The organism is Halomonas flagellata (assembly GCF_022487945.1).
Lineage (GTDB): Bacteria > Pseudomonadota > Gammaproteobacteria > Pseudomonadales > Halomonadaceae > Halomonas > Halomonas flagellata.
Genome location: NZ_JAKVPY010000029.1, coordinates 1 through 25,984, shown reverse-complemented (window position 1 = coordinate 25,984; position 25,984 = coordinate 1). Strand labels below are relative to the sequence as shown.

The 25,984-nt window shown below is 62.6% G+C and carries 24 protein-coding genes and 2 pseudogenes; 17 read left to right on the top strand and 9 right to left on the bottom strand.

Annotated features, from left to right (window positions below):
* Positions 1–1,098: a catalase family protein gene (locus tag MKP05_RS18640; protein WP_240569644.1), complete on the bottom strand. Its 1,098-nt coding sequence runs from the start codon at positions 1,096–1,098 to the stop codon at positions 1–3.
* Entirely contained in the window at positions 1,082–4,006 is a 2,925-nt protein-coding gene (locus tag MKP05_RS18635) for a peroxidase family protein (RefSeq protein WP_240569643.1), read from the bottom strand. The genes MKP05_RS18640 and MKP05_RS18635 overlap by 17 nt, the downstream gene beginning before the upstream one ends.
* Before the next feature lie 341 nt (positions 4,007–4,347).
* Between MKP05_RS18635 and MKP05_RS18630 the strand changes: the two genes are divergently transcribed.
* The 3 genes from MKP05_RS18630 to MKP05_RS18620 all read left to right on the top strand — a co-directional run bounded on the left by MKP05_RS18630 (position 4,348) and on the right by MKP05_RS18620 (position 9,738).
* Entirely contained in the window at positions 4,348–5,610 is a 1,263-nt protein-coding gene (locus tag MKP05_RS18630) for an RNA-guided endonuclease InsQ/TnpB family protein (protein ID WP_240569642.1), read from the top strand.
* A gap of 217 nt (positions 5,611–5,827) precedes the next feature.
* Positions 5,828–7,099, top strand: a complete 1,272-nt coding sequence (locus tag MKP05_RS18625; protein ID WP_240569641.1) for a hypothetical protein — start codon at positions 5,828–5,830, stop codon at positions 7,097–7,099.
* A gap of 2 nt (positions 7,100–7,101) precedes the next feature.
* A complete protein-coding gene (locus MKP05_RS18620) occupies positions 7,102–9,738 on the top strand; it encodes a Dyp-type peroxidase (RefSeq protein ID WP_240569640.1) in 2,637 nt (878 codons plus the stop codon).
* 595 nt (positions 9,739–10,333) lie between these two features.
* Here MKP05_RS18620 and MKP05_RS18615 read toward each other — a convergent pair.
* From MKP05_RS18615 to MKP05_RS18605, 3 genes are read right to left on the bottom strand one after another with little or no spacing between them, the layout of a single operon-like run.
* Positions 10,334–11,347, bottom strand: coding sequence for a tyrosine-type recombinase/integrase (locus MKP05_RS18615; protein WP_240569639.1), 1,014 nt, complete (start codon positions 11,345–11,347; stop codon positions 10,334–10,336).
* Complete coding sequence (locus tag MKP05_RS18610; RefSeq protein WP_240569638.1) at positions 11,340–12,314, bottom strand: tyrosine-type recombinase/integrase; 975 nt, start codon at positions 12,312–12,314, stop codon at positions 11,340–11,342. Before MKP05_RS18610 ends, MKP05_RS18615 begins: the two co-directional genes overlap by 8 nt.
* Positions 12,311–13,267, bottom strand: coding sequence for a tyrosine-type recombinase/integrase (locus tag MKP05_RS18605; RefSeq protein ID WP_240569637.1), 957 nt, complete (start codon positions 13,265–13,267; stop codon positions 12,311–12,313). Before MKP05_RS18605 ends, MKP05_RS18610 begins: the two co-directional genes overlap by 4 nt.
* A gap of 220 nt (positions 13,268–13,487) precedes the next feature.
* Here MKP05_RS18605 and MKP05_RS18600 point away from each other — a divergent pair, with 220 nt between their 5' ends.
* The 6 genes from MKP05_RS18600 (at position 13,488) to MKP05_RS18580 (ending at position 16,488) form a co-directional block, all read left to right on the top strand.
* Positions 13,488–13,871, top strand: coding sequence for a hypothetical protein (locus MKP05_RS18600; RefSeq protein WP_240569636.1), 384 nt, complete (start codon positions 13,488–13,490; stop codon positions 13,869–13,871).
* An 88-nt stretch (positions 13,872–13,959) separates the two neighbouring features.
* Entirely contained in the window at positions 13,960–14,487 is a 528-nt protein-coding gene (locus MKP05_RS18595; RefSeq protein WP_240569635.1) for a hypothetical protein, read from the top strand.
* 88 nt (positions 14,488–14,575) lie between these two features.
* The gene (locus tag MKP05_RS18590) at positions 14,576–15,175 is read left to right on the top strand and encodes a hypothetical protein (RefSeq protein ID WP_240569634.1); all 600 of its coding nucleotides are present in this window, start codon (positions 14,576–14,578) and stop codon (positions 15,173–15,175) included.
* Between the two features lie 286 nt (positions 15,176–15,461).
* On the top strand, positions 15,462–15,878 hold the full coding sequence (tsaA, locus tag MKP05_RS18585; protein WP_240569633.1) for a tRNA (N6-threonylcarbamoyladenosine(37)-N6)-methyltransferase TrmO: 417 nt from the start codon (positions 15,462–15,464) through the stop codon (positions 15,876–15,878).
* The gene (locus MKP05_RS21835; protein ID WP_276316680.1) at positions 15,875–16,006 is read left to right on the top strand and encodes a YciI family protein; all 132 of its coding nucleotides are present in this window, start codon (positions 15,875–15,877) and stop codon (positions 16,004–16,006) included. The genes tsaA and MKP05_RS21835 overlap by 4 nt, the downstream gene beginning before the upstream one ends.
* Before the next feature lie 11 nt (positions 16,007–16,017).
* Positions 16,018–16,488, top strand: coding sequence for a DM13 domain-containing protein (locus tag MKP05_RS18580; protein ID WP_240569632.1), 471 nt, complete (start codon positions 16,018–16,020; stop codon positions 16,486–16,488).
* Positions 16,489–16,544: 56 nt separating this feature from the next.
* Here MKP05_RS18580 and MKP05_RS18575 read toward each other — a convergent pair whose 3' ends face one another.
* Entirely contained in the window at positions 16,545–17,924 is a 1,380-nt protein-coding gene (locus tag MKP05_RS18575; RefSeq protein ID WP_240569631.1) for a sialidase family protein, read from the bottom strand.
* 1,166 nt (positions 17,925–19,090) lie between these two features.
* Here MKP05_RS18575 and MKP05_RS18570 point away from each other — a divergent pair.
* Together MKP05_RS18570 and MKP05_RS18565 are read left to right on the top strand one after the other, a co-directional pair.
* Positions 19,091–19,552 carry a TetR/AcrR family transcriptional regulator gene (locus MKP05_RS18570; protein WP_240569630.1) on the top strand — a complete coding sequence of 154 codons (462 nt, stop codon included), beginning with the start codon at positions 19,091–19,093 and terminating at the stop codon, positions 19,550–19,552.
* Between the two features lie 101 nt (positions 19,553–19,653).
* Positions 19,654–20,127 (top strand): DUF6998 domain-containing protein, encoded by a 474-nt coding sequence (locus tag MKP05_RS18565; RefSeq protein ID WP_240569629.1) that lies wholly within the window; start codon positions 19,654–19,656, stop codon positions 20,125–20,127.
* A 683-nt stretch (positions 20,128–20,810) separates the two neighbouring features.
* Here the strand turns inward: MKP05_RS18565 and MKP05_RS21980 are convergent.
* A complete protein-coding gene (locus MKP05_RS21980) occupies positions 20,811–20,981 on the bottom strand; it encodes a twin-arginine translocation signal domain-containing protein (RefSeq protein ID WP_369127983.1) in 171 nt (56 codons plus the stop codon).
* Positions 20,982–21,083: 102 nt separating this feature from the next.
* Here MKP05_RS21980 and MKP05_RS18560 point away from each other — a divergent pair, with 102 nt between their 5' ends.
* The 4 genes from MKP05_RS18560 (at position 21,084) to MKP05_RS18545 (ending at position 23,361) form a co-directional block, all read left to right on the top strand.
* Complete coding sequence (locus MKP05_RS18560) at positions 21,084–21,500, top strand: winged helix-turn-helix transcriptional regulator (protein ID WP_240569628.1); 417 nt, start codon at positions 21,084–21,086, stop codon at positions 21,498–21,500.
* Positions 21,501–21,605: 105 nt separating this feature from the next.
* Positions 21,606–21,779, top strand: coding sequence for a hypothetical protein (locus MKP05_RS18555; RefSeq protein ID WP_240569627.1), 174 nt, complete (start codon positions 21,606–21,608; stop codon positions 21,777–21,779).
* 228 nt (positions 21,780–22,007) lie between these two features.
* Complete coding sequence (locus MKP05_RS18550; RefSeq protein WP_240569626.1) at positions 22,008–22,493, top strand: VOC family protein; 486 nt, start codon at positions 22,008–22,010, stop codon at positions 22,491–22,493.
* 199 nt (positions 22,494–22,692) lie between these two features.
* Positions 22,693–23,361 (top strand): glutathione S-transferase family protein, encoded by a 669-nt coding sequence (locus MKP05_RS18545; protein WP_240569625.1) that lies wholly within the window; start codon positions 22,693–22,695, stop codon positions 23,359–23,361.
* A 247-nt stretch (positions 23,362–23,608) separates the two neighbouring features.
* Here MKP05_RS18545 and MKP05_RS18540 read toward each other — a convergent pair whose 3' ends face one another.
* Positions 23,609–24,349, bottom strand: a complete 741-nt coding sequence (locus MKP05_RS18540; RefSeq protein ID WP_240569624.1) for a dienelactone hydrolase family protein — start codon at positions 24,347–24,349, stop codon at positions 23,609–23,611.
* A 436-nt stretch (positions 24,350–24,785) separates the two neighbouring features.
* Between MKP05_RS18540 and MKP05_RS18535 the strand changes: the two genes are divergently transcribed.
* Positions 24,786–25,004 carry a hypothetical protein gene (locus MKP05_RS18535; RefSeq protein WP_027962492.1) on the top strand — a complete coding sequence of 73 codons (219 nt, stop codon included), beginning with the start codon at positions 24,786–24,788 and terminating at the stop codon, positions 25,002–25,004.
* Positions 25,005–25,389: 385 nt separating this feature from the next.
* On the opposite strand, the pseudogene MKP05_RS18530 reads toward MKP05_RS18535, so the two are convergent.
* Positions 25,390–25,506, bottom strand: a pseudogene (locus MKP05_RS18530) (H-NS histone); the annotation flags it as partial.
* A gap of 327 nt (positions 25,507–25,833) precedes the next feature.
* On the opposite strand from MKP05_RS18530, the pseudogene MKP05_RS18525 reads away from it, so the two are divergent.
* A pseudogene (locus MKP05_RS18525) lies at positions 25,834–25,984 on the top strand (TAXI family TRAP transporter solute-binding subunit); the annotation flags it as partial.

Below are 25,984 nucleotides of genomic sequence, written 5' to 3'. Positions count from 1 at the left end.
TCAGGGCGTCTCGGGGGCCGAGAGCGTCGCGTTGTGGGTGGTGCGCAGCTCGCCCGCGGCCTGGTAGATGTCGCGACGCAAGCGGTTGATGCCGCCCAGGGGGCGGTGGGCCGGGTGGGTGTTCCAGGGGTTGAAGACCAGCGACTCGCAGCGCGCCAGGGCGTCCGGGTCGTCGATCTCCTGGGGCGGCAGGGTGAGCCGCGCCACCGGCCGGAAGGGCGAGGCGTCCTCGTCCCAGGTCACCGAGGCGTCCTCGATGGGCATGCTGTCGGGGTCGGTCTGGAACTGCACCATGAAGGTCAGGCAGGCCTCGCCCTCGGCCAGCTGCGCGGCCATGGCGTGGCGCAGGTAGTCGGGGTCGTCGCCGTCCGCGCCATCGCCGTTCGCCGCCGCCCCGCCGGTGCCGTCACAGGGGCGCACGGCATACTTCACCGCCGAGGTCTCGTCGTCGCCGTAGCGATAGGGGGTGGTGCTGTAGTAGCCGATCGCGAGGGGGCTGTCGGGCTGGCTGCGGGCACGCAGCGCGATCCACAGCGACTTCGGCTGCGGCGCCAAGGGGTTGAGGAAGTACCACCAGAGGCGGTCATCGGCCACCGCCGAGACGAAGCGGTGGAAGTCCTCGGGGGTGCCGGCGAACAGCGCCGGGTGGCTGTTGAACAGGAAGTCCTGGCGGCCGCGCGTGCCGTCGACGCCCTCGGCACCCTTCACGCCGGCGAGGCGCACCGACAGGCCGCGCAGGTCCTTCTCGCGGTCGTCCTGCCGGGTGGCATTGGCGAAACGCAGCAGGGCCGCGTACTCGCCGGGCTCGGCGAACAGTCCCCGGGCCAGCTCGCCCGTGTGGGGCGGAATCTCGAAGGTGGCGCGGGCGCAGGCCACCGTCTTGGGCTGGTTGAAGCGCGGGATGGCCTCGCCGGCCGCCCGGTGGCGCTGGCCGATCTCGAGGATCCGCGCCGTCATGGCCCGCTCGAGGGCCGCCTCCTCGGGGTCGATGCGCTCCTCGCCCAGGGCGAGCCCGGGGTCGTCGCTGCAGCCGGCGACCAGCCCGAGCCAGAGGGCGAGGGCCAGTGCCCCGGCGGCGCGCTTAGCGGGCGAAGGCATCATCGTTCTCGGCCCCCGGGCGGGGCGCCCACTCCAGCGAATAGTAGTCGCCGCGCTCCCGCGCCCAGGGGTCGAAGACATTGACCACCGGGTCGAGCTCCGCGGCGAGTTCCGGCACCGTGCGCTGCAGCACCCGCTTCAGCGGCGAGACCGGCTGGCGGTGGCCGTTGCTGGTGGCCGTCTCCATCACCACGCCGTCGGGGCCGTTGTGCATCACCCAGTCGTGGCCCAGTTGGGTGTAGAACTCGGGGCGGAAGCTCGAGGTGAAGAAGCGGTCGCTGAACAGGCGACGCGAGGCGTTGAGAATGAACACCACGAACTGGGTCTCGGAGATGGCGAAGCCGTGGGGGCGCACCGGCTCGGCGAGCCAGCCGACCACGGCGTCGACGTCCTCGATGTTGTCCACCAGGGTGCCGTCGGGGTGGCCCAGGCAGTCGTCGGGGTAGCGGCCCGCGGCGTCGCGCTGGGCGTGGGAGATGATCTTGTCGGCATCGCAGACGTGCTGGCCGTACACCTCGCGCATCTTCGCCACCAGCGCCTCCTGGCGCCGGCGCTCGGCGGAGTCTTCCGGCAGACTGGTGTCGATGAAGTCGTCGAAGCCGGTCAACTGCTTGAGGCCGTACTGGCGGCGGAACTCGTTGAAGCGTGGCACGCCGCGTTCGCGGTCGCGGATGATGTCCAGCGCGGCGATGTCCAGCTTGCCGGTGTCGGTGCCCAGGTGCGGCATGTCCAGGTTCTGCAGGAACTGGCCGTGGTTGCCCAGGGTCAGCAGGCCCAGGCGCTGGCGGCCCATGCTCAGGGCCCAGTCGGCGAGGCCCTCGTCGTGCAGCAGGTCGCTGGCGCCGGCACGGAACCCCTCCAGCGCCGGCACCTTCTTGTGGACCCGGTCCGGCGCGTCGAGGTCGCGCACCTCGAGCAGGTCGGGGACCAGCGGGTGGAGGCGATAGACGGTGATAAACTCCTCGGGGAAGTTGAACGGCGAGCCGAAGTGGTTGATGCCGCCGTTGACGTGGTCCGGGTTCTCCAGCGACCAGATGTCCTCGCGCCCACCGCGCAGCTTCGCGAACAGCGAGCCATCCGCGTAGCGTTCGCTGCCCAAGCCGAAGATGCCGGGGCCGGCGGCCAGCACCGAGTACCAGGCGTTGGCATGGCGGTCGTCGTCGGCGTCGCGCAGCCGGTCGAGCACCCGCGACAGGGCGCTCTCGACGAAGGCGTGCTCGTGGAAGAGCCCGCTCCAGTTGGAGTTCATGCCACGGTAGAGCGGCTCGTCGTAGAGCAGTTGGGGGGTCCACTCGATGGTGTGGATCTTGGCGATCATCGCCGCGACCACCAGGCGCGCGGCCTCGAAGAGCTCGTCGTCGGTGACGTCCCGGTAGCGGATCACCCGCGCCGGCTCGGCCGGGTCGCGCAGCCCCGAGTCGGCGTCCGGGGTGGCGGCGGCCTGCTCGCGGAAGGCGTCGACGAAGGCGTTGTGCTCGCGGGCGAAGACGTTGTGGTAGAAGGCCAGGCCGACGGTCCAGTTGTCGGGGAAGGCGGTGGCCTCCTGGCCGGCCCAGGCGGGGTGGATGCGGTCGCAATCTTCGTCGTCGGGCGCGACGTCGCAGCCGTGGCCGAAGCGCGGCAGATAGCCTTGCTCGCCGGGCTCCTCCGCCACCAGCTGCAGGCGGGCGGGGTCCTCGGGATCGCGCTTGACGCGGCTGGCGCTCACCTCGTCGTAGCCGTAGATCTGCGAGGCGTCCCACCAGGCGGTGACGTTGTTATTGAAGGTGCGGTGGGCGCGTGTCAGGTAGCGCTCGCCCTGGTGCTCGAAGGCCTGGGGGGCGTCGCTCTGGGCGACCAGGCTGGGCTGGAAGGCGTCATCGGGGCGGCAGCCGAGGCCGGCGGCCTCGTCGGCAGGCAGGTCGCACCCCGCCGACTGCAGCGTCGAGGCGTCGTTGGCACCCTCGTCCAGGTGCGAGAACCAGTCGTGGGTCATGAACTGGATCCAGAAGGCCGCCAGCACGTTGAAGAAGGGGGCCTGGTGATAGTCGCAGTGCGCCTCGGCCGAGTGGCCGGGCAGCCCGCGGCCCTGGTTGCATAGCTCGGGCCGCGACTGCTCGCGGGTGAACAGCTCCCGGCTGATGCGCTGGGGGTCGGGGGTCATCAGGTCGAGCCGGTCGCCGTGGCGGGCCCGGGCCAGGTCGGTGTGGCCCGCGTCGGGGAAGGTCTCGTCGAACTCGACGTTGCGGGCGAACAGGGTGCCGGTCGAGCCCATCAGGGGGTTGCGCAGGTCATTGCAGATGCCGGTCAGGGTGCGGTGGCGGATCAGCTCGCCCCGGCACCGCTGCTCGCCGTCGCCGCCCACGGCCCGGTACTCGGGGTGCTCCGGCGGCAGGCGCATGGCGTCCCACCGGGTCAGGGTGGTGCCGGGGGCGCCATCCCGGCCCTGCACATAGTCGCGGTAGGTGGCGTTGTCGAAGAGGTTGAACTTGATCAGCTCGACCCGCTGGTACTCCAGGTCCATCAGGGCGCCGTCGATGCCGCGGTCGTTGGGGTTGAGGTGCACCCGCTCGCCGAGCCCGCCGACCAGGGGGCGAATCCAGCCGTCGTCGTAGTTGGCGTTGCGCGAGGCACCGTCGCCGGTGGCCCAGTAGTGCTGCCAGTCGACCCAGGGGGTGTCGCGGCGCAGGGCCTCCAGGGCGCGTTTGCCGCCGCGGCACAGGGCGGTGTCCTCCTGCACCTTGCCGAGGAAGCGGTCGGCCCGGTCGTCGGGCACCTCGCGCAGGCCGCCGGCCACCAGGCGCTTGCAGGCGCGTAGCGATGACCAGGTGTCCAGCCAGGAGGGCTTGTCGGCCTCGGGGTGGGGCGCGACTGCCTCGTCGGCGGCGAGCCCGGCGCCGGGGGCCGCCAGCCATGCCAGCAGGGCCATGGCGGCGAGGCCGTGTCGGCCGTGGTGCCGTAGCGAGGGGTGGAAAGAAGGGGACCCTGTGACGGGTGGCGGGGCGCATGGAAGCGAAGGTGACATGCCGGTAATCCTCCCTGGGGAAGCGCGCCGGGGAGCGGGGCTCCGGGCGCGCTTCCTCCTCGATCGGCGATGAGACGCAGGAAGTATAGTCAACGGATTTCTTACGCTGCCATCCTGAAGCCGCAGGGTACCTATAGCGACCAAGCTGTGGGGTGAATACGGCGTGAGCCGCAAGGCTCACCTTGCAGCCTGTAGCGGTATTCACTAACCTGGATATATATCCAGCTGCCCATGTGGAAGCACTCATGAAGCGCCAGATCGGCTTCAAGTATCGCCTCGACCCGACGCCAGAGCAGGCGGCGAGGCTGCGCGTCTTGGCCGGTCATTCCCGATTCGTCTGGAACAAGGCGCTAGCGGAATGCCAAGCGACCCGCGAGCGCGGTGAGTCTGTACCGCGTTACAACACGATGGCCGGCTGGCTGACCGCCTGGAAGCGTCAGCCCGATCTTGCCTTTCTCACCGAGGCCTACACCGACAACCTTCAGCAGAAGCTACGGGATCTGGATACCGCCTGGCAGCGGTATTTCGCCCCGGAACTGGATGCCGAGCCGCCCAGCTTCAAGAAGAAGGGCAAGTCGCGGGACAGCATCCGCTTTGTCAACTTCCCCAAATACTGCGCCCTGGGCCATCGGGAAGTGAAGCTGCCGGCCGGGCTTGGCTGGGTGGGCTTTCGCCAATCCCGGCAGTCTCGCAAGCGACGCCCCTTCCTTCCTACGGCAGAGCGTGGGCAGGTCGAGTTCGCGCTCAACCGCGAGATGCCACCGACAGTCGGCAAGATCAAGAACTGCACCGTCGGCTTGGATGGTGGCGACTGGTCTATCAGCTTCCTAATCGAGTATGAGGTGAAGGTGCCGACACACCCCGCCGTCACCGCCATCGGCCTGGATATGGGCGTGGCGCACTTCGTCACGGACTCCGATGGCAAGCACTACGCCGGCCGCAACAGCTTTCGGCATATCGAACGGCGCCTCGCCAAGGCGCAGCGCCGACTCAAGCACAAGGCCAAGTTCTCGCAGAACTGGAAGACGCAGAAGGCGCGTATCGCCCGCCTGCATCACCGGGCGGCCTGCGCCCGCTGTGACACCCTGCACCAGCTCTCGACGCGACTCAGCAAAAGCCACGCCATGATTGCGATCGAGGACTTGAAGGTGGCCAACATGACGGCCTCTGCCAAGGGCACCCAGGAGGTACCGGGCAAGCGCGTCAAGCAGAAAGCAGGACTCAACAAGGCAATTCTTGACCAGGGCTGGTTCGAGTTCCGCCGCCAACTGGCCTACAAGCAGGCCTGGCGCGGCGGGTTGCTGGAGGTGGTGCCACCGCGCCACACTAGCCAGACCTGCCCCGAGTGTCAGCATGTGGATGCAGGAAACCGCGTCACCCAGGCGCGTTTCCACTGTCAGTCCTGTGGCTATTCGACCAATGCCGATGTAGTGGGCGCCCGCAATGTACTGGCGCGTGCCCACGCACACTTATCAGGGCGGGACGCGCCCGTTGCGCCTGTGAAGTGAACCGTGTAGGCGGTCAGCAGCAGGAACCGGCCTGCCGAGCGATCGGCCGGCACCCGCAAGGGAATCCACTTCCGAGCAGCGACAGCAGCGCAGGGAGGGGGACGTCAAGTTCAAGTCTGACTAGACTGCGGGAAGAAAGGGTTACGCCGGCATCGGAAGAGCGGCGGACCGGGCACCGAGCGCAGGCGGTTTTCGGACAACGTCTAAGGATGGAACGATGATCACCCAATCAGCCCTCAACCTGGTCATGGCCGTGCGCCCCGGGCACGAGGCCCCGCTGCAGGGCCTGCTCGAGCGGCTGCGCGCGGACCCCGGCGGCAACGCCGTCTTGCCCTTCGCCCGCCTCGAAGGGGTGCATTTCGCCCGGCTGGTGCTGCTCCCCGAGGCCCACCGCCGCGGCGGGCGCCGCTACCCGCCCCAACTGGTGTTGACCACCAATGTCGACGGCGACCTCGAGTCCCACCTGCACGAGCTCGTCGTGGTCGGCGGGCCGGGCCTGCGCGAGCTGCTGTCCCACTGCCGTGACTTTCCCGATGACGCCTCCGAGGCGCAGACCCGCGCCTATCTCGCCGATCATCGCCAGCGGGTGGGCGCCTTCTACATCAATACGCTGGGCCGCAGCCTGGCCCAGGTGAGCCTGGAGGCGCGCCTGCACGAGGCCCTGCAGCGCCACCTGGACGCGGGCGACTGGCAGGACACTACCCCCGCGACGGTGCGCCGGGCGTTGATCCGCTTCGTCGGCGAGCGTGACGACCTGCGCGAGGCGCTCACCCCCGCCCCCGGCCCCGACCGCTGGCGCTGGCTCGGGGGCTGGCTGCTGCTGGGCGCCATCGCCCTGGCCGGGCTGGCGCTGGCCATCCTGCTGCTGCCGCTGACCCTGCTGGCGCTGCTGCTGTTGCGCCTGCACGAGATGGCCAACGCCCCCCACAACCGCCGCCCGCGGGACGAGCACGTGCAGACCCTGGAGACCGACGAGGACCGCGGCGTGCACAACCAGCTCTCCGCCGTGGGCCATATCCAGGCGGGGCCCTTCCGGCGCGTGGTGCTGCACCTGGCGCTGTGGCTGTTGCAGCTCGCCGCCTCGCGGGTCTTCTACCGCGGCAAGCTCGCCGAGATCGATACCATCCACTTCGCCCGCTGGGTGATCATCGACGAGGGCGAGCGGGTGTACTTCTTCAGCAACTTCGACGGCAGCCCCGAGAGCTACCAGGACGACTTCATCGAGCGCGTCGCCTTCGGCCTCAACCTGGTGTTCAGCAACGGCGAGGGCTGGCCGCGCACCCGCTTCCTGCTGTTCGGCGGCGCCTCCGACGAGCAGGCCTTCAAGGCCTACTACCGGGACCACCAGGTGCCCACGGCGGTGTGGTACCGGGCGCCGGCGCTGGCCGGGCTGACGGCGGTCAACCTGGCCAACAACGCGGCCATCCGCGCCGGGCTCTCCGGCTCCATGAGCGAGGCGCAGTGCCGCGCCTGGTTGCAGAGGTTCTAGGCATGTCACGCAGCGACAGCGAGCTGGAGCTCGACGATATCCAGGGCATCGTGCTCAGCGGCTACGGCGAGCTGCCCCAGGCCGGCTTCCTGATGCTGGCCTTCGGCGAGCCGGGGCGCGCCCGCGACTGGGTGGGCGAGGTGGCGGCGGGCATCGAGAGTGCCGCGGCGGGCCGCCCCGGGGGTGGGTACCGCCTGCACCTCGCCTTCACCTGGGCCGGCCTGGAGCACCTGGAACTCTCGTGGCAGGCGCTCAAGGGCTTCTCCCGGGAGTTTCGCGAGGGCATCGCCGGTTCACCCCGGCGCAGCCGCCTCCTCGGCGACGAGGGCGACAGCGCCCCCGAGCGCTGGCAGTGGGGCGGTCCGGCGGGGGCGACGATCCATGCCGTGCTGATGGGCTACGCCGCCACCCCCGAGGCACTCGACGGCCTGCTGGCCGACCAGCGCCAGGCCCTGGCCGCGGCCGGCATCGAGGTGGTCATGGCGCTGGAGAGCCGATCGCTGGCCGACGGTCGCGAGCATTTCGGCTTCCGTGACGGCATCTCCCAGCCCAAGCTCGCCGGGGTCAGCGCGAGCCACGACCCGCGGCAGTTGGTCGCCCCGGGGGAGTTCATCCTCGGCTACCCCAACGCCCGCGACCAGCTCACCATGCGTCCGCTGGTCGACCCCATCGAGGACCCCGACAACCTGCTGCCGGAGGTGGCCGAGGACAGCGACCTGCACGACCTGGGGCGCAACGGCAGCTACCTGGTGTTCCGCCAGCTCGGCCAGGACGTCCACCGCTTCTGGTCGTGGCTCGATGCCGCCACGCCCGACCGCGAGACGCGGCTGGCGCTGGCGGCCAGGATGGTCGGCCGCTGGCCCGACGGCGAGCCGCTGGTCAAGGCGCCCGAGCGCCCGGCGGGCGAGGGCACCGACAACGACTTCGGCTACCATCACGAGGACGCCGACGGGCTCAAGTGCCCGCTGGGCGCCCATATCCGGCGCACCAACCCCCGCGACATGCTGCCGCCCAAGCCCGGCACCGAGGACTCCCTGGCGATCAACCGCCGCCACCGCCTGCTGCGGCGTGGCCGCCCCTACGGGCCGCCGCTGGCAGATAGCCTGGCCCCGGACGACCTGCTCGCCGCCGGCAACGACGGCGGCGAGCGCGGCCTGCACTTCCTGTGCCTGAACGCCGATATCAGCCGCCAGTTCGAGTTCGTCCAGCACACCTGGGCCGAGAACGCCAACTTCGCCGGCCTGCACGCCGACACCGATCCCCTGATCGGCGGAAGGGGCGAGGGCAGGGCGACCTTCACCGTGCCGGGCGAGCCGGTGCGCCGCCGTTACCACGACCTGCCGCGCTTCGTGCAGGTGCATGGCGGCGCCTACTTCTTCGTGCCGGGCCTGCGCGCGCTGCGCTACCTGGCCGCACCGCCGCGGCGGCTGACCTCCGACATCAGCGCCCCGGCCGCGCCGGCCACCCTGCTGCCGGATACCTGGTGGCTGCGCACCGGGCGCACGCTCAACCGCGCCCTGGAGACCGGCGTCTCGCTGTCGCGGCGCGCCACCCGGCTGCGCAACGGCGTCGACCGGCTGCTCCAGCAACCGGCCACCGACGCCCTGCAGGGGTGGATCCTACGGCGCCGGCGCAAGCACGCCATCGACGCCGACCTGGCCATCGCCGAGGAGCGCCGCCTGCCCGGCGAGGAGGAGGTCACCCGGCGTATCACCGAGCAGATGAGCGACTTCCTGCTGCGCACCTACCGCCAGGGCACCGCCGAGCGCGCCGGCAACACCAAGACCTACGGCCTGCTCGCCGCCGAGTTCGAGGTGCTGGAGCTGCCCGACGAGCTGCGCTGCGGGCTGTTCGCCGAGGCGCGCCGCTACGAGGCCTGGGTGCGCTTCGGCGGCCCGGGGCCGCGGGTGACCCCGGACATCCGCAACAACGGCGTGCTCAGCCTCGGCGTCAAGGTGCTCGGCGTGCTGGGCGAGACGCTGCTAGACGACGAGGCCCACACCCAGGACTTCTCGGGCATCAGCGCGCCGACCTTCACCACCCCCGACGTCTACGAGAACGCCAAGCTGCAGCGGCTGATCGGCGCCGGCCTGCCGATCTGGTACTTCCTCAACCCCTTCGACTCCCACTACCTCGACATGCTGCTCCAGGCGCTCTACGCCAAGGCCCACGGCAGCCCCTTCGAGGCGAACTACTGGAGCTGCGTGCCCTACCTGTTCGGCAAGGGCAGGGCGATCAAGTACCGCTTCGTGCCCCTGCTCGAGCGCCGCTCAGCGGTGCCGCTGCCGGCCCCGGACGACTACCTGCGCCGGGCCATGGTGCGCACCCTGGGCGAGGTCGACGAGGTGGTGTTCGAGCTGCGCCTGCAGTTCCAGGAAGACCCTGTGACCATGCCCATCGAGGACGCCTCGGTGATCTGGACCTCGGAGGAAGTGCCCGTGGCCCGGCTGCGCATCCCCCGCCAGGAATTCGACACCCCGGAGCGCGACCGCCTGGCCCGCGAGCTGACCATCAACCCCTGGCACGCCCTGCCCGAGCACCGCCCCCTGGGCAACCAGAACCGCGCCCGCAAGCTGATCTACTACGAGACCTCGCGGGTGCGCCAGCGCATCAACGGCGAGGAACACTTCGAGCCCTGAGCGGCGCTCAGCCAAAGGTGCCAGCTACCTACGACTTTTTTCTCAGGATTCGGCTACGCACGCCGAAGCATTCTTTAGTAAGCTGAGTGTAAGTGAATGTTTCCAATCGGATTCTAATGTTATCCCGATGAAGGCATGCCGGCGGCCTGCGACCGCCAATAGGGGAGGGGGCTGCTGAGCGACACCCTTGGGCGGTAGCGTGCCTGATCGAAAATTCCGCCCCGCGCTTGGCAGGGCAACGGTGTTCGTAGAAGCACAGCGCTGCTGCGCGATTGACTGCCCTTGTCTGGTCACTTTCAACATACAAGCCAGGCTCCGCCGGGCGATCGGCGCCGCAGGCGCCCCAACTCTGGTTGTAGCGATGGTGTTCGTAGGAGCGCAGCTCTGCTGCGCGATGGCGGAAGCTCCCCACGTTTGATAGAGCCAATAATGATTGCGGCGGAGGTCGGCTCAGTCGAAGGGCAGAAGTCGACCCTTATGGAAAGCTTTCCATAAGGGTCGTTATGCAAAGTCCTCGATTATGGAAAGTGGCGGGAGACACCGCACACCAACCGGCGGAGCGCGGCGGTTGGTGTGCGGAGCGGCCTTTCCATAATCACAGGGTCTTGAGGAAGTCGATGAGTGAGTCAGGGGCCCGGTAGCGTTGGATTCTGGCGTCGGGTTCGTGGGTCCTGGCCAATGCACGCTCCTTCATGGCCAGATCGGCCTCAACGTATTGATGGGTCGTCACCGGGCTTTCGTGGCCCAGCCAGAGAGCGATGACGCTGATGTCGACGCCGGCCTGCAAGAGATGCATCGCTGTAGTATGCCGAATGACGTGTGGCGAGATCTGGCGCTTTCCCAGATCCGGATGGGACCGGGTCGCGGCTTGCACCGCCAAGGCCAGCCGGAGAGCGACGTTGGTGCGCGTCATCGCATGCCCGTGCTGATTGGGCAGCAACGGGGATTCTGCCTCGAGCTGAGGATTCTGCCGCAGCCACGCGCGTAGGGTCCTGACCGTCGAACGCCACAGTGGAACGCTGCGCTGTTTACGGCCCTTGCCGAGTAGATGAACGCACGCGGCACGATCCTCCAGCACCACATCGCCGATCTTGACGGCGGTGATCTCGGACACGCGCGCGCCCGTGTTGTAGAGCAGCAGGAACAGCGCATGGTCACGGCGGCCGATCCAGGTTTCATCGGGCGCGTCGATCACGGCCAGCATTTCCTCCCGGGACAGATAGCCGAACATGGGGCGCTCGAAACGCTTCATGGGGATGACAAGCGCATGTTCGACCACCTGAAGGGACGACACATCCCGGCGGCCGGCGAACTTGAGGAATGACCGCAACGCAGCCAAGCGGGCGTTACGACTGCGCACACAGTTATGGCGCTGCTGTTCAAGATGATTGAGGAACGCCGTGATCAACTCTGGCGTCATGTCCGCAAGCGCGATCGCAACGGGCAGCTTGCCCAGTCGGGACTGTGCGAACTCGAGGAACAGCACAAAAGCATCGCGGTAGGCGGCGACGGTCTGCGGACTGAGCGCTCGTTGCTGGGTCAGATACTCGGCGAAGTAGGCCTGTACAAGCGCGGCGAATGACGGCGGCTGATTGGGGGGCTTACTCATCGTCGGCTCCTCCTGACTCGAAGAAGTGCTCGAACTTGCCACCGGCCAGTGTCATCAATTCCGGGACCGCCGAGAGATACCAGTACGTGTAAGAGATCTTGGTGTGACCCAGGTAGGTCGAAAGAGCCAGCATCATCTGGTCGACATCGGTGCCCGCGCGATACCAGCGGATCAAGCGCCTGACGGCAAAGGTATGGCGTAGATCATGAAGGCGTGGTGCGGCGTGCGCCCCCCGATTGACCCAGCCAAGTCCATCGCGTAACCCATTGAAGACACGATGGACCTGCCGAGCGTGGAGCGGTTGGCCCCGCTGCTGACCCCGGCAGCCAACGAAGAAGGAAGTGTCCGCTGGCGTTGGCACCTGCCGCATACGTTGCCGGCGGTAGTGCGCCAGCACCTCGCTGGTGCTCGGATGCAAAGGCAATTGGCGCGACTTGGCAAACTTGGTCTGCCGAACGATCAGGATCCCCCGTCTGAGATCAACGTCGGCATCCCGCAGATGCAGGGCCTCGGAGATGCGCACTCCAGTCGAAGCCATCAGGCCAAACAAGGTCTCGAAGGTCACCGGGCGCAAGCTGCCGCGTGGCCCGAGCTTGCGGGCCGCTGCCAAGAGTTCGACAAGCTCGTCTTCACGATAGATATGGGGTGCCACCCGACCGGGCTCCGGACCGTAGATCGATGCGTCAGGCAGCTCGGTTTGCGGCTCGAACTGTCGCAGATAACGGATGAAGCGGCGCAACTTCTCCATTCGGCGATACCAGGTCTCCGGTGTGCCAAGTCCCCCTTTACCCGTGCGCACCCAATCGGCCATCAGCTCAACGGTCAAGGGACCGTGGTGATGGTGATCCGCAACGAACTTCACAAAGTCGGCGAGAAGTGTGTCGTGGGAGCGGAGGTCGAAACCCAGCCGACGGCGCTCAGCCAGGTAATCGTCAACTCTCGTCTGCAGGCGGATGTGCGCGCTCATGACTCGCCCCCCGGCCACGGAAGCGGCACTGTCGAGAGTTGCGGCGTGTCGAGCTTGGCGTAGATCTGAGCCGTGGTCAGCGAACGGTGGTGCAGGAGATCGGCGACTTCTTTGAGGGAACAGCCGTGCTCGACAAGACGGCACGCGAACGTGTGGCGCAATGCATGCGACCCCGAATGTGGGATGCCGGATCGCCGATACGCACGCGTGATGATCTTCTGCACCGCGACTGCCGTGCAGGGCTCACCGCGTGGCGCCTGAGGGCGGACAAAGATGGCTGAACTCGCGCTCGGAGGACGCTCGTGCTGCAGATAGTCCGCAATCGCTTGCCCGGTCTCGACCGGCAGGGGAAGAATGTCCTGTCGAAACGACTTCGTGCCCCTCAGCGTTACCGTCCCGGCCTGCCAGTCTATGTCGTCGATCTTCAAGCGGGCGATCTCTCCGGACCGCAACCCCAAGTCCAGCGCGCAGCGAACCATGGCATACCCGCGTTTCGGCCACCGTCGGGCAAACCTGAAGGAGCTCAGGAGTTGCTCGACCTCTTCCACCGTCAACGCACGCGGCAAAACCGCCAGCTTCCAGTGCGCCGGTGACGAAATGACAGCGGCCAGTGGACTGACGGCATCGCCGCAAGTGCTTCGGTAACGGAGGTAGCTGCGCAGCCCCGAGGCCAAAAGGGATGCGTTGGAAGGCGTTCGGCGCGCGGCCAGTTGGTCGGCAAGAAACTGGCGCACATCGTCTGGATGCAGTCGGGCAATGTCGACGACGCCATCACCAAACTTTTGCCGCAATAGTCGGCGGACCACACCCAAGCTGCGCTGCCGACTACCCGGCGACAGCCCACGCAGGTCCCGTAGGTACGTGTCGTAGTCCTGCAGTTCTTCGTCGACATGGCGGATAGATATGCTGGCGGACTGCCCGACCGGGGCGGGCCATTGAGTATCTTTGCTCATGAGGGTCTCCTGAGGTTGAACTACCCCTCCAGAAGACCCCAAAAATTATGTCAAGCTCGCCGCTGACCTACTGCCGACCATTCCGCTTCCTGCCGCACTCCGAGCTGCTATCGCGGTAGCTGCTTTCCATAACCGAGGACTTTGCATAACGACCCAAAGCGGAAGTTCCGGGAAATAAGGTCCGCATATTTATCCGTGTTGTCTGCACAAGGAGAATATAGTGAAAAAGGTAATTCTATCAGTATTTGCTTGGTGTGCAATGACAGCTCAAGCTGGCGAAGTTGATGATCTCATCGATGACATTGTTGATGCCGAGCTCACAACGAGTTATTGCATGTTAACCAATAAAGATTTAATCAACGATGAGGCTCTTCATTCTTCTGCCGTTTTTAGCAAATACCTCCAGGAATCTAAAGACTGGCGCTGGGGGCAAGATCCAAATAGATATGTCAGCAGAGCAGCTGTTATTTGGGCTTCAGACTCGCAGAGCAGTATGCCGCTTTCTGAACGTTGTGAGAATATTTTGAATTATGGTATTCATATGCAGGCTCGCTCTATTGAAGAAAAAGTAAGAGAACTTAAGCGTAATGGAATTTTGCATTGAAAAGTTGACAAGGCCGGCCAGTATCATCCATATATTATTCCAATCATATAAGGCGCTGTCTATTTTCCTATTTTCTATGAGGAGTGGCATGAAAATTTTTCGACTAGTTTCTTTGCTCGCGTTGATATTGCTTCAGGCTTGTGCAAACCCATCCATAGTAAATGTTCGAGAGCGAATGGTGTCTGACATTCCATCAAATGCTATAATTTTTGTTCCTAGGTTTGAGGGTAATCCAATTTTTGTTGAGGAAAGCACTGATTATTTTGTGTCCATACTTGAGAGCTCCATTGATAATAGAATCGTGCAGGGTAGCGCTCTGAGACAGGAATCCACCGATATCGCAAGCGGGGGGAATTTGGCTCCCGTTGAAATCGCATTGACCGTCTCACGGGAGCGTGGGTATGACGTCTTGGTGATGGGGAAAGTTACAAGCCATAAAACAATGGGTAGTCTGAACGGGTTCTCAACAGTCAGAGTTTACGATGTTGGCACTGGTGACCGTATAGCAAATTTCCATCGCCCCAGTGGTTTGTTAGTCGCTCATAGTGAGCATCAATCTGTAATGGCAGCAGTTAAGAGAACGGCGGGTGACGCTTCAAAACTATTCACCCGATAGTCAGAGATGACCAGTGGCTTTTGTCGGACGAACCTACGCTGCGCTTCGGCACGTCGCAGAGCCAAGCGTTATATCGGGAAGGATTTACATGAAAGCGACGATTGAATCTCGATTTGATCAGAACATCAGTCGAGTTAGGAACTTGGTTGATCTCTACAGCGAGTATCTAATGGGAGACGGCCCTGGTAGACGAGGGCATGCGAAAACTGATGTGCTTCGTGCTGCGGTTGTAATGCTTCATGCATCGATGGAAGATCTCCTCCGAAGCATCGCTTACTGGAAACTTCCCTTGGCACCTGCAGAGGTGCTTTCGGGCATACCACTCGTCTCCGCAGCTCCGGCAACTAAGTTTAATTTGGGTGCATTGTCTGCACATAGAGGCCAAACAGTTGATGAGGTAATTGAATCATCCATAAACGGCTATTTGGAACGCTCAAACTACAATAATACAGATGAGGTCGCCTCGTTCCTTTCCAATGTGCAGATTGACGTGGAAAATATTCGACCACATTTTAATAAAATAGATCTAGTTATGAAAAGGCGTCATCAGATAGTCCATCGTGCGGACCAAGATGACAATGCAGTAGGCCGGGGTAACCATCGTGTTACGTCAATCGGTCATCGCACAGTGAATGACTGGGTATTTGCAGTTGAGCAATTCGGGCACGCTGTCTTAGCTGAAATCTAGGTATAACCAGTGCAGGCACAGCGACGCCCTTTTCATTTCGCCCTAGGCTCCATTCCAAGGGCGCGCATGCTGCAAGCGTTCTAGATCAGAAAAATCTCAATGGCCGCTTCTGGCCGGTTTCTGCCTGTTAGTAATTGCTTTATTAGCTTGTAGACAGCCGATCCAGCATTGCCGTGGTACCTGATCCGTACGCCCGCTAATGTGGGAGGAGGAGTGCGGTGAGGCGCCGTGCTATCTCCGCCACCGTGGCAACGAAAGTAGCGAGGCGCTTGAACAGCGACGGGACATGAACGAAAACCGCTACACGTTTGAACCCATTGGGGTGATACGTTCTCCGCTGACCAGTCGCAAGGAAGCGCCCCGCCAAGGTGATGAAGGGGCTCCGGAGGCGTGGCTGGAGCTTATCACTCCGGTGGCGGAAGGGCTTGACGGCATCACGGCCGGCGACGAGCTTATCGTTCTGACCTGGCTTCACCGCGCGCGCCGCGATGTGCTCAAGGTGCATCCACGCCGGAGGCGCGAGGCGTCGTTGATTGGCGTCTTCGCGACACGCTCGCCGGATCGCCCCAACCCCGTGGGGCTGCATCGGGTTGCGGTCCTGGAGGTCGCCGGGCAGAGGCTGAGGGTTGCGCCCATGGAGGCAATCGACGGCACACCGATCATCGACATCAAGCCTGTGCTCAGAAATATCGAGGAAAGGTGAAGTACCTGCTACTGATCTACCAGAACGAGACCGTCATGCTGAGCCTGCCCAAGGAGGAGAGGGGCCAGATGCACGCCGCCTATCTGGCCTACACCGAGGCGATGCACTGTATTGCTGACGGTGTTTGAGGGCTTTGCTGATGAAAAAAATTCTATTCCTCGTGGTTTCGCATGTGCTGGTTGGGGCGGTGGGGTTCGCCATTGGTATCTACGCGCTACCCATCCTGATCGCGCCGCCGCCTCCGTCGCCGGAGGAGCTGGAGACGCACAGCCAGCAGGCCGTATACACAGGGGAGTTCCAGCGTGACCTCGAGGGCAGCGATCTGCTGCACTGGGGGGAAGGTCGCGTGTCGGTTGGACGCCAGAGCATCGTCTTCGTTGGCAAGCTCGCCCCGGGGCCAGACTACAAGCTGTACCTCTCGCCCGAGTTCGTCGAAACCGAGGCAGAGTTCGAGCGTCTCAGGGAGCACATGGTGCGGGTTGGCGACGTCAGGACCTTCGAGAATTTCCTCGTCGCCGTGCCCGAATCGGTGGATCCGGCGCGTTACAACACCGTCATCGTATGGTGCGAGTCGTTTGCACAGTTCATCACCGCCGCCCGCTATCGATAGTAGCCGGGCTTTCCCGGTCCGGTAGACACTCCGGCGCTCGAGCCAGTCGAATCCTGTCAGCGTTCGAGGTGTCCGCGAATCAACCGCACAAGACTCCTCTCGCCTGGCTGGAAGGTGCTGTTCACCACGGCAATGTCCCCGGCATCGCTCACGGCAAGCTTGCGCATCAGCATCCCCTGCAGGCTGCCGTTGAATCCCGGATCCGACGCCCCGCTGTGCGGCACGATCTCCGGCGCAGCGAAGTGTTCACCGCCATCCGTTGAACGCGTCATGCCGAGCCCTCGGGACCGATGGCCCGGACGGGGGAACAACTCCCAGAGCACATACAGGTTAGCGCCTGAAACCGCCAGCGACGGAAAGCCGACGCTGGCGAACCGTTCGGCATGCGCGCTGGAAATGTCCTCCGGCGCGCGGAAGCGCTCGCCGGCGCGTGCCCGGGTGTAGCGAATATGCGCCCGTTGCCAGGGGCCGTCCGGACTTTCGGCGTACACCAGGTGCACGATATCGTCGCCGTCCACCGCGAGTTTCGGCGCGTCCGCATGTCCACCGGTCGCGTCCACGGTACGGGGCGCCTCGAACGACTCGCCCCGGCTGTCGGAAATCGTGTAGCGAATATCGGCTGTCGGGTCCTCGCCGACGGTCCATGCCAGATGTACCCGTCCGTCGCCGTCCACGGCGAGACTCGGCGCGCGGGCGGGGAGGTCGCCACCACCGGCGATATGCTTCGGGTCCGAGAAGGTGCGGCCGCCATCGCTGGAACGGCTGATCCGCAGCCTGCCTTCATACTCCGTCCAGGCCACCCAGACCTCCCCGTCGGGCCCTTCCGTCAGATCCAGGCTGCCGTTGTCCCAGCGCCGGGTGGTCAGCCGTCCCTTGCCTGCTCCGTTCTGCGTGTTGGAGAGATTGATCGGCACACTGAACGACGCGCCGCCGTCTTGCGAACGGGCGAACAGGATCTCGCCGCCGTGAGTGCCACCAGAGAAGATGATCTCCTGCCAGAGCACGTAAACGCTGTCCGGTGTGTTGGCGGCCATGATCACGCGCGGGAGCCAGGAGAACGTATCGGCGCTGCGCGATATGTTGGTCGGAGCATCGAGTTGCGGTTCGCCGGCGCGGTCGTAGCGCTGCAGGAACACCTCCTGCTGCGCCTGGTCGGCCCAGACGACCGCTGCCATGCCGTCTTCGTGCAACGCTACCGAAGCGTCATCCACGTAGCGGAAATCCGACGCGTTCATGCGCCAGGGACCCCTGTGGGCCTCTCCGGTGGCTACCTCCAGGGCAGCGTGCCAGACGATCTCGGTGCTTTCCCCGGGCTCGGCCACCGGTGACAGTAACGCCAGCACCAGCGCGATGACAGCGCCGTCGGTGGCCGGCGGTATGCCGCGGCCACGCGAAGACGACACCATCGCCCGACACTGGTCCTGATACTCCTGCATCGCTGCTTACCCGGCACGGAGTCAATGACTGTGGAGAATGAGGAGACCCTCATTTCCAGTATGACCGCATCGTCGAGGCTCTTCCCTGATCAGAACTCATCTGAGCGTGCTGGTTCAGCTCGGTTGCGGCCAGCACCCCGTCAGGTCGGTGACACCTGGTTGACCGAGACGATGCTGCCGCTCCAGATCATCTCATAGTGGGCGGTTTTCACGATGGAGGCGACCGGCTGATGGCTGATCATGGCAACGGTGTCCAAAAGGCCGATTCGTCAGGCGAAGGGCAGCACACCCAACGGCAGCTCTCTGCCAGCCTTGCGCACCAACCCCCTACGACTTTTTTCTCAGTATTCGATTACGCAACCAGGAGGTATCTTTGGTAACCTGAGTGTTACTGGATGTTTCGGTGTGGGATTTAGATGTCTCCACATGGAGACATTGGCGTGGCCAAATGGCCGAGGAAGCGACGTAAAGTGGTACTGCCTGGCGGTAGCGTGCCTCCAGCTCGGAAATTTCAACCCGAGAGCCGGGGTCATGGTGTGACTGGGGGCGACCCCAGGGGATGTCTCGGGAAATGCGGCATGCACGTGCATTCAAGTATTCGTGCATGCTTTCCAATCACTGTAATGCAGGAAGAGGAGCCTTGAGAAAAATCGAGTCTAAACAAGCTCTACTTAAGCAAGGGATCAATTAAAGACCACACTGGGGAAAAACAATGAGAATGATGATTCCTGTACTATTCGCAATCGGCACTACGGGCTGTGCAACGATCACGAATGATGCCATGACACCTGTTGCACTATCGTTTAGTGACGGTTCAAACGGTCAATGCCAGTTGCAGAACAAGCGCGGGGCTTGGGAGGCGACGATTCCATCAATCTATGCCGTGCGCAGGTCAGACGATCCGTTGAGGTACAATTGTAGATCGTCGGATGGTCGAGAGGCATTCGGGTCAATACCTAGCACTGTGGGTGCCAAAATCGTAGCTAGCGCAGTGTTCATTGATTTTGGCATCACTGACGCAATTACAGACAAGCATCGGGAGTATCCAACAAGCTATGTGATTCCTTTGCGGCAGAAGGAATAACCGGGGGCGTGCTACCACCGTCGTATAACTAAGGTGGAAAGTACGGGCGTCATGGAATGCTGCTACTTCCTTGCTGTGTTTCATGACGCCCTTTCCTAGCAAAGAAGAGTTGGTAGCTGCAACTGTTGACTATCGTGATCGACAATTTTCCTCTTGGATTGAGGGGCGTACTCAGAAGGCACCAGATGGACAGGGAGCATTATATGAAATGTTTGGCGCGCTTGATGACTGGTTTAATGAACGGGACAAACAGGTTTGTCCTTTTTACGGCTGCTATTTCATAAATGTTAGTGCTGAATTTAGTGACTTTAATCATCCAATACATCAACAGTGTGCCCGTCATAAAAAAGCGATGCTTAGTTTGATAAAAAGCCATGCCTCCAAGGTTTTTTCTGATGAAAAGGCGGTGATTACAATTTCGGAAGCAATTGCAACATTGAAAGAAGGGGCTATAGTTCAGGCTCACGTCTTGGGAGATCTACAGGCTGCTGTAAAGGCTAGGTCTATTGTTGAAGAGCTAATGAATGCAAGATTGGAAAGCTAGCACTTAATTTGGCTAACAAGCAGCAGCGCGGTGAACGATTTCCGCCGCGTAGCGGCTCCAAACCGGCACGTGTGCCGAGCGTTAGCTGAATGGGAGATAGAGTGAACATCAAAGAATTGACAGTAAAAGAGCTTCTACAGTTGCAGGCATTCGCGACCAATGAGCTCAAGCGCAGGAGTGTAGTCAGAACTCAGAATAATCCCCTTGGTGATTATACCGAGTGGCTCGTTTCAACGGCTTTAGGCCTTGAGCTTCAGCCCAATTCTAAGGCAGGGTATGACGGTATTGCCAAGGATGGGGTGCGTTTCCAGATAAAAGGGCGACGTGTTACCCCTCATAACAATTCGCGGCAGCTCAGCGCGATCCGAAAGTACGCCGAAAGGGATTTTGATATCTTGGCTGCGGTGATTTATGATGAGAGCTTTAATGTCATTGAGGCGCTGCTTATTCCGTACGAGGTTGTGGGTGAGTACGCATCATATAAAGAGCATGTCAATGCTCACATTTTGATACTCAAAGGAGCAATTTTGGCTGACCCGAGAGTGCGATCTATCAAGGAGGCTGTGTGTAGTTAACAATCACGGCAACGGCTACTCCACTGCGGCTTCGCCTCTATTCCGCAGCCGCGCGTGCTGGGCGGCGTTAGATACTAATTTATCCTGTTCCTGGCGGAACCAAATAGCAGGGTGCGGAGAGGTGATTATGAAAACAATTATTCTTGCATTAACGCTACTGGTTTTTAGTAGCACAGCTCTTGCCCATGGAGGGGGGACGCAAAAGCTCGCCCCCGGGGCAGTGTTGCCACATGGATAACAGAGCTGGCGCTGTTCACTGCCACTGAGCATCAGAGTGCATTCGTCCCTCCCCAAGGGCAATGCCCCACGAATTTCACGATGATGGCGGCATATTCGCCGAATAAAGACGCCGAGGCCCGCCCCTATGGGGTCAGACCCCAGCCGAGTTGCCAGGCGGGTCATCGTGCACATGGCGAGCGGATTCGACACTGCCGGGGTCTGACCCCCTAGGGCCTCCCAGCGCTGGCAGCTCACCGCCTAAACACCCTCAACATGCTGATTTATCAGTAAAATATCTGGGGGCCCCTCAGAGACAGCTCCCCATTTTTAGTATGACCGCATCGCCAAGGCGCTTCCCTGATCAGAACTCATCTGAGCGTGCTGGTTCAGCTCGGTTGCGGCCAGCACCTGTCAGGTCGGTGACACCCGGTTGACCGAGACGATGCTGCCGCTCCAGATCATCATCAGCCACCCGGCACGGAAAATAGCGCATCCCGTGATCGGAGGAATTCAGCGGCAGCGCCGTCCTTGTTATCGGGCCCCGCGTCGGCAGTTCCCTGAGACTGGGCGTGTGCGGGGAGCACGGCAAGGGCTGCGCCTGCTGCAGTGAATTGAAGAATGTCCCTACGATTCATGGTCAAGGCTCCGGAATTCACCTAGACGCCCATTCCGTGACCCTTGCGAACTAATTAGCAGGTACTTGCACTTTGGTAAGTGTCTTCTTTCATGGTGATGTGATGAAGGTTTCGGAAAAGCTGCGACGCGGTAATGTGATGGCCGCGACCTGCCCCGCCCGTGAAGTGCTGCAGCACGTCACGAGCCGCCGGGGCATCCTGGCGTTGATCGCGCTGGAATCTGGAATGCAGCGTTTCAGTGAACTGAGGCGCAAGATCAATGGAGTGAGCGAGCGGATGCTGGCGCAGACACTGCAATGCCTGGAGAGCGACGGGCTGGTCGACCGCGTCGCCTATGATGTCGTGCCGCCGCACGTGGAATATAGCCTCACGCCATTGGGGCGCGAGGCGGCGGAGAAAGTGCGCCTCCTCGCCGATTGGATCGAGGATAATCTGCCGCGGATATCCCAGGCGCGGGAGGAACGGCAAGGTGCCCGCGCGAAACAGGCGCATCCGGTGCCGGCTCGCGCTAGCCAATGATCATCGATCAGAAAGGCAGAGGAACCTTGCCGACGTGATGCCGTTCGCGCAGAACAGCTCGCCCATGGTGCGGGACTGGGCCCGCCCTTCGTCCGAGAGATGGCGTTGCGTACGGCAGTCATCGAGCTGGAAATCGGCCGGATCGCCGGATCGCCGGATCGCCGGATCGGCTATCCGGCCCGGTCGCGGGCCGCGGCGGCGATCGTCCCGGCGATGGATTTTGACCAGCAGGCGCGCTACGTTGGGGTAAATTGGGCCCGGAGGAGACTGGGATCATGACCCACATCACTGCCGCCCGAACGCGTCACCACAGATCCGTGCGCACGCGACCTGATGCTTCAGGCCGCACTCCGGCAAATACAATACCCTATAGAAGCTGTATAGCCGCCTGATGGGCGGCTTGGTCCAACAGGCATTTATCCGCCATGCTCCGCACGGCGAATAAATGCTGAACAGTTCGGCGTTGCAGGCCCGGTGTCGGGCAGCTCATCTCAATGGAGGAGTGATATGGTAAAACCCGCGAAGAACACGATTTGCCTTTGGTACGATGGCGACGCCGAGGAGGCGGCGCGGTTTTACGCCAAGACCTTCCCCAATTCGTCCGTCGGCACCATGCACCGCGCCCCGGGAGACTTTCCGTCGGGGAAGCAAGGGGACGTGTTGACTGTCTGGTTCACCGTGATGGGGATTCCGTGCTTGGGGCTCAACGGCGGCCCCGCGTTCAAGCACAACGAAGCGTTCTCGTTTCAAGTCGCAACCGCTGACCAAGCCGAAACGGATCGCTACTGGGATGCAATCGTGGCCAACGGTGGCCAGGAGAGCGCGTGCGGCTGGTGCAAGGACAAATGGGGACTGTCCTGGCAGATCACGCCGATCGCCCTGACAGAAGCGATCACCGATCCCGATCCGGCTGCCGCCAAGCGCGCATTCGATGCGATGATGCAGATGACAAAGATCGACATCGCGGCGATTGAGGCGGCGCATCGAGGTTGAGGTCGATCTCGTCTCTGGGTCGTCTTGGCCCATCGTAGAACGAGAAACTCTAGACAATGCGTTCAAGCCGATGCCACTTCGCGGCGCGGCTTAACTCAAGCGTTAGGCTCACAGCTGGCTATCTGTGGGAGTTGTCGATTTTGTATTGCGGCATTCGACTAATGAAGGCAGCAGCAATGTGCGCAACTGGAGTTTTCGAATGATCCCGACCATCACTGCCTTTGAACAGTCGCCTGATCGCGGCCAGGGGCTGGCACGTGACATGCCCGTGCGCTGGGCTCTTGAGGAAGTCGGCCAGCCTTATGACGTTCGTCTGGTTTCATTTAGTGCAATGAAGGAAGCTACTCATCTTGCGCTTCATCCTTTCGGACAAATACCGACCTATGAAGAAGGCGACCTCGCCTTGTTCGAGTCGGGTGCGATCGTGTTCCATATCGCCGAGCGCCATCCAGGCCTCCTGCCACATGATGCGAATGCCCGGGCGCGCGCGATTACGTGGATGTTCGCTGCGCTCAGCACGGTGGAGCCACCGATCGTTCAGCGTGAAATCGCCAGGTACTTGGAATACGACGAGGCTTGGTATGAGCAGCGTCTACCTATCCTCGAGGATCGCATCCATGGCCGGCTGGACGAGCTATCTAATCGACTTGGGGGCGCTGAGTGGCTCGACGATGCATTTAGCGCTGGAGACCTCCTAATGGTGCAGGTGCTGCGAAGGCTGAACGGATCGAGTTTGATTGAGGACTATCCGAACCTCTGTGCCTATGTCGCCCGCGGCGAAGCGCGGCCGGCCTTTATGCGTGCTTTTGACGCTCAGTTGGCGGTTTTCACTGGCAAGCCGTCCGGCCGGTCGGAAGGAAAGGAGTGAGTCCAACTTCGGGGTGCAACAAGAACAAGACGCCTAACTCCAGCATGGGGCGCGACGGCTGTTTCTCAGCCGCGCCTCATACTTTCCGTTACATCATGACTTGCTGAAAGACCGCTTCTGGCCGAGAGAAGGTATAAGTTGGGTAATCGGGGACAGGTTCCCATTTACCTTCCTCAAAGGCGGGTTTTGCTCCCGCCATCGCGGCCCCATACAGCGGGACCGCTGATGAAAAGCGGGGAAGGTCCCGTTACAGCGTCTCTTCCAGGAACATGGCGAGCCGCTTGTGATGCAGGGCGTCGGCGGTCGCGTCGTAGGCGGGGGCGTCCTTGGCCGTGAAGCCGTGGGCTGCACCCTTGTAGAGCTCCGTGGTGAAGTGCACGCCGGCCTTGGCCAGCGCCTCATCCATGCGGGCGATCTGCTCGGGGGGCAGCAGCTCATCCTTGTCGGCGTGGCCGAGATAGACACGCCCCTCGACGGTGCCGACCACGTGGACTGGGCTGTACGGGTCGTCCACGCCCGCCAGCCGGGCCGAGTGAAAGCCGGCCGCGGCGGCGACGCGGTCGGGGTGTTCGGCCGCCATGCGCAACGCGAAGGCGCCAGTCATGCAGTAGCCGACCACGCCCAACTTGCCATCCGCGAACTCGGCCTCGCCATCGATGCAGTCGAGGAGGGCGGCGAAATCTCGGGATTGCGCTTCGGGCGTCAGGTGGCCGGCATACTCGAACAGCGTCGGACGCACATCCGGATCGCGGAAGGACTTGCCCTCCGGCACGACGGGGCCGCTCGCATTGCGGTAATAGACGTTGGGCATCAACACGGCATAGCCGTTGTCCGCGTTCTGCTGGGCCTTCTCGTGATAGCAGGGGCGCAGGCCGCCGATATCGGTGAACAGCACCACGGCTGGCAGTGGGCCATCGGCGCCCCCGGGCGTGAAGACATGGGCGTCGATGGTGCCGTCGGCGGCAGGAATGTCGATAGCGCGAGACATGAGCGGGCTCCGGGGTGTCGATGGGGATGCATGTCGTCAGGGACGAGTGTCACCAAAGACGTATCTAATCAGAGACAGGCCCTGATGACGAGGTCGTTACTCTTTCGCCCCGATGGTCATCCGCAGCGCCTGGAGCCCGCCGAGCTAAAGCCGCGGGGCAATGAGGAGTAGACTCCAGTGGCTCGGCAGGCCTCATGGACGAAGCGAGCCCCACCGTAGTAACTAATCACGAGGAAAATCAACTCGGACCTGCAAAGACTGCGCTAGACTTTTTGCGTCCGGTCTTTACAGCATATAATCAGCTAACGCTGATGTTCCGCTCTTGGCCGAATGGGGAACGTTAGTCTACCCTGATGGTATAGGTAAAGCAGATTATGAACCAGAGCGGACGCCTTGGCAGGTGGTAATTCTGTTTTCTTTGACATAGGAGAAGTCCATGCAAGATATAAGACGACTTGAGGTTGGCATGACCACAAAGATTGGCACGGATCAGGTGAAGGAGCCTGAGGTGGGCAGGGAATATGTCCGGGGGCTCGATTCCAATAGCTGGCTCCTGTTTACCGAAGACCCGGCTGAGGATCGACCAGTTGTTGTTCGCATTGATAGTATCGACGGCGATGTGTGCCACTGCACGGTCACAAGAAAGCTAAGTTGATAGCTGCTCTAACCTTTATTCCTGCTCTCGCCCTAGCTGACTACGGCAGCGTGCGGGTCGACGAAATGACGTCAGTCCTCGACGGCGGTACATCCCGCGATCAGATCAACGACTGGCCGCCCGTAATCGGCAAGCGGACGGCGCTTAAACGCGGTTCGCTTCATGCTGTCGGTCCTGCAAGACCGTTCAGTGTTTGTTGTGTCTAATAGCTCAATCAAGCAGAACGTCTTGCCCTGGCGCGCCGAGAGACGATTTGCTCTGGCATTATATTAGCTATAGGCGATTTATCGCTTTAGGCCGAAGGCAGCCATTCAATTGAAACCTCCTTCCCCCCATACCATGACCCAGCGCCGTCTTGCCGCGCTGGGTTCATCCTTCCTTGAGTTCAGGCTTCAGTCCTGACCAGCCACTCTTCCACGGTTTCGGCGCCGTGCTCGTCCTTCCACGCCTTCAGGGTCTTCTGATTGCCGCCGCGGGTCTCGACCACTTCGCCGGTGTTAGGCACGACACCGACGCCTGACGGCGCCCCGGCGCGAGGTGCTGTGCGAAGATCCGCACACCGCTACAGCTGCCCCGTGCGAGATCCCGGCCCGGCCCCGCCAATGTCGCCTCGACCAAGGTCGAATGACATTATCATAACCATATGAAATACCAGATATTTCAACAAGAAGGCATGGCCATTGCCTTGTCATGTGTGTTGATGCCACCCCGGCCTGGATCGCGGCAAATCCCGCAACCGGTGACCATACTGGGGGACGACGGCAGGCAGCCCCGGGGCACGACGGCCCGGGCAAATGACAAGAGCACAACCGCATACAGGAGACACGCCATGCGCAACGCAACCTCACGGATCCTCACCGGCACCCTGGCCGGCGCCCTGCTGGTCGCGGCCTCGGCCCACGCCGACCGCTCCGAATGGCCGGACAACTTCACCGTGGGCACCGCCAGTCAGGGCGGCACCTACTTCGTCTACGGTTCCG

Coding starts and splice junctions, on each gene's coding strand:
- MKP05_RS18640 (WP_240569644.1), bottom strand. CDS start 1,098: ATGCCTTCGCCCGCTAAGCGCGCCGCCGGGGCACTGGCCCTCGCCCTC.
- MKP05_RS18635 (WP_240569643.1), bottom strand. CDS start 4,006: ATGGCCCTGCTGGCATGGCTGGCGGCCCCCGGCGCCGGGCTCGCCGCC.
- MKP05_RS18630 (WP_240569642.1), top strand. CDS start 4,348: ATGAAGCGCCAGATCGGCTTCAAGTATCGCCTCGACCCGACGCCAGAG.
- MKP05_RS18625 (WP_240569641.1), top strand. CDS start 5,828: ATGATCACCCAATCAGCCCTCAACCTGGTCATGGCCGTGCGCCCCGGG.
- MKP05_RS18620 (WP_240569640.1), top strand. CDS start 7,102: ATGTCACGCAGCGACAGCGAGCTGGAGCTCGACGATATCCAGGGCATC.
- MKP05_RS18615 (WP_240569639.1), bottom strand. CDS start 11,347: ATGAGTAAGCCCCCCAATCAGCCGCCGTCATTCGCCGCGCTTGTACAG.
- MKP05_RS18610 (WP_240569638.1), bottom strand. CDS start 12,314: ATGAGCGCGCACATCCGCCTGCAGACGAGAGTTGACGATTACCTGGCT.
- MKP05_RS18605 (WP_240569637.1), bottom strand. CDS start 13,267: ATGAGCAAAGATACTCAATGGCCCGCCCCGGTCGGGCAGTCCGCCAGC.
- MKP05_RS18595 (WP_240569635.1), top strand. CDS start 13,960: ATGAAAATTTTTCGACTAGTTTCTTTGCTCGCGTTGATATTGCTTCAG.
- MKP05_RS18590 (WP_240569634.1), top strand. CDS start 14,576: ATGAAAGCGACGATTGAATCTCGATTTGATCAGAACATCAGTCGAGTT.
- tsaA (WP_240569633.1), top strand. CDS start 15,462: ATGAACGAAAACCGCTACACGTTTGAACCCATTGGGGTGATACGTTCT.
- MKP05_RS18580 (WP_240569632.1), top strand. CDS start 16,018: ATGAAAAAAATTCTATTCCTCGTGGTTTCGCATGTGCTGGTTGGGGCG.
- MKP05_RS18575 (WP_240569631.1), bottom strand. CDS start 17,924: ATGCAGGAGTATCAGGACCAGTGTCGGGCGATGGTGTCGTCTTCGCGT.
- MKP05_RS18570 (WP_240569630.1), top strand. CDS start 19,091: ATGACGCCCTTTCCTAGCAAAGAAGAGTTGGTAGCTGCAACTGTTGAC.
- MKP05_RS21980 (WP_369127983.1), bottom strand. CDS start 20,981: ATGAATCGTAGGGACATTCTTCAATTCACTGCAGCAGGCGCAGCCCTT.
- MKP05_RS18560 (WP_240569628.1), top strand. CDS start 21,084: ATGAAGGTTTCGGAAAAGCTGCGACGCGGTAATGTGATGGCCGCGACC.
- MKP05_RS18550 (WP_240569626.1), top strand. CDS start 22,008: ATGGTAAAACCCGCGAAGAACACGATTTGCCTTTGGTACGATGGCGAC.
- MKP05_RS18545 (WP_240569625.1), top strand. CDS start 22,693: ATGATCCCGACCATCACTGCCTTTGAACAGTCGCCTGATCGCGGCCAG.
- MKP05_RS18540 (WP_240569624.1), bottom strand. CDS start 24,349: ATGTCTCGCGCTATCGACATTCCTGCCGCCGACGGCACCATCGACGCC.
- MKP05_RS18535 (WP_027962492.1), top strand. CDS start 24,786: ATGCAAGATATAAGACGACTTGAGGTTGGCATGACCACAAAGATTGGC.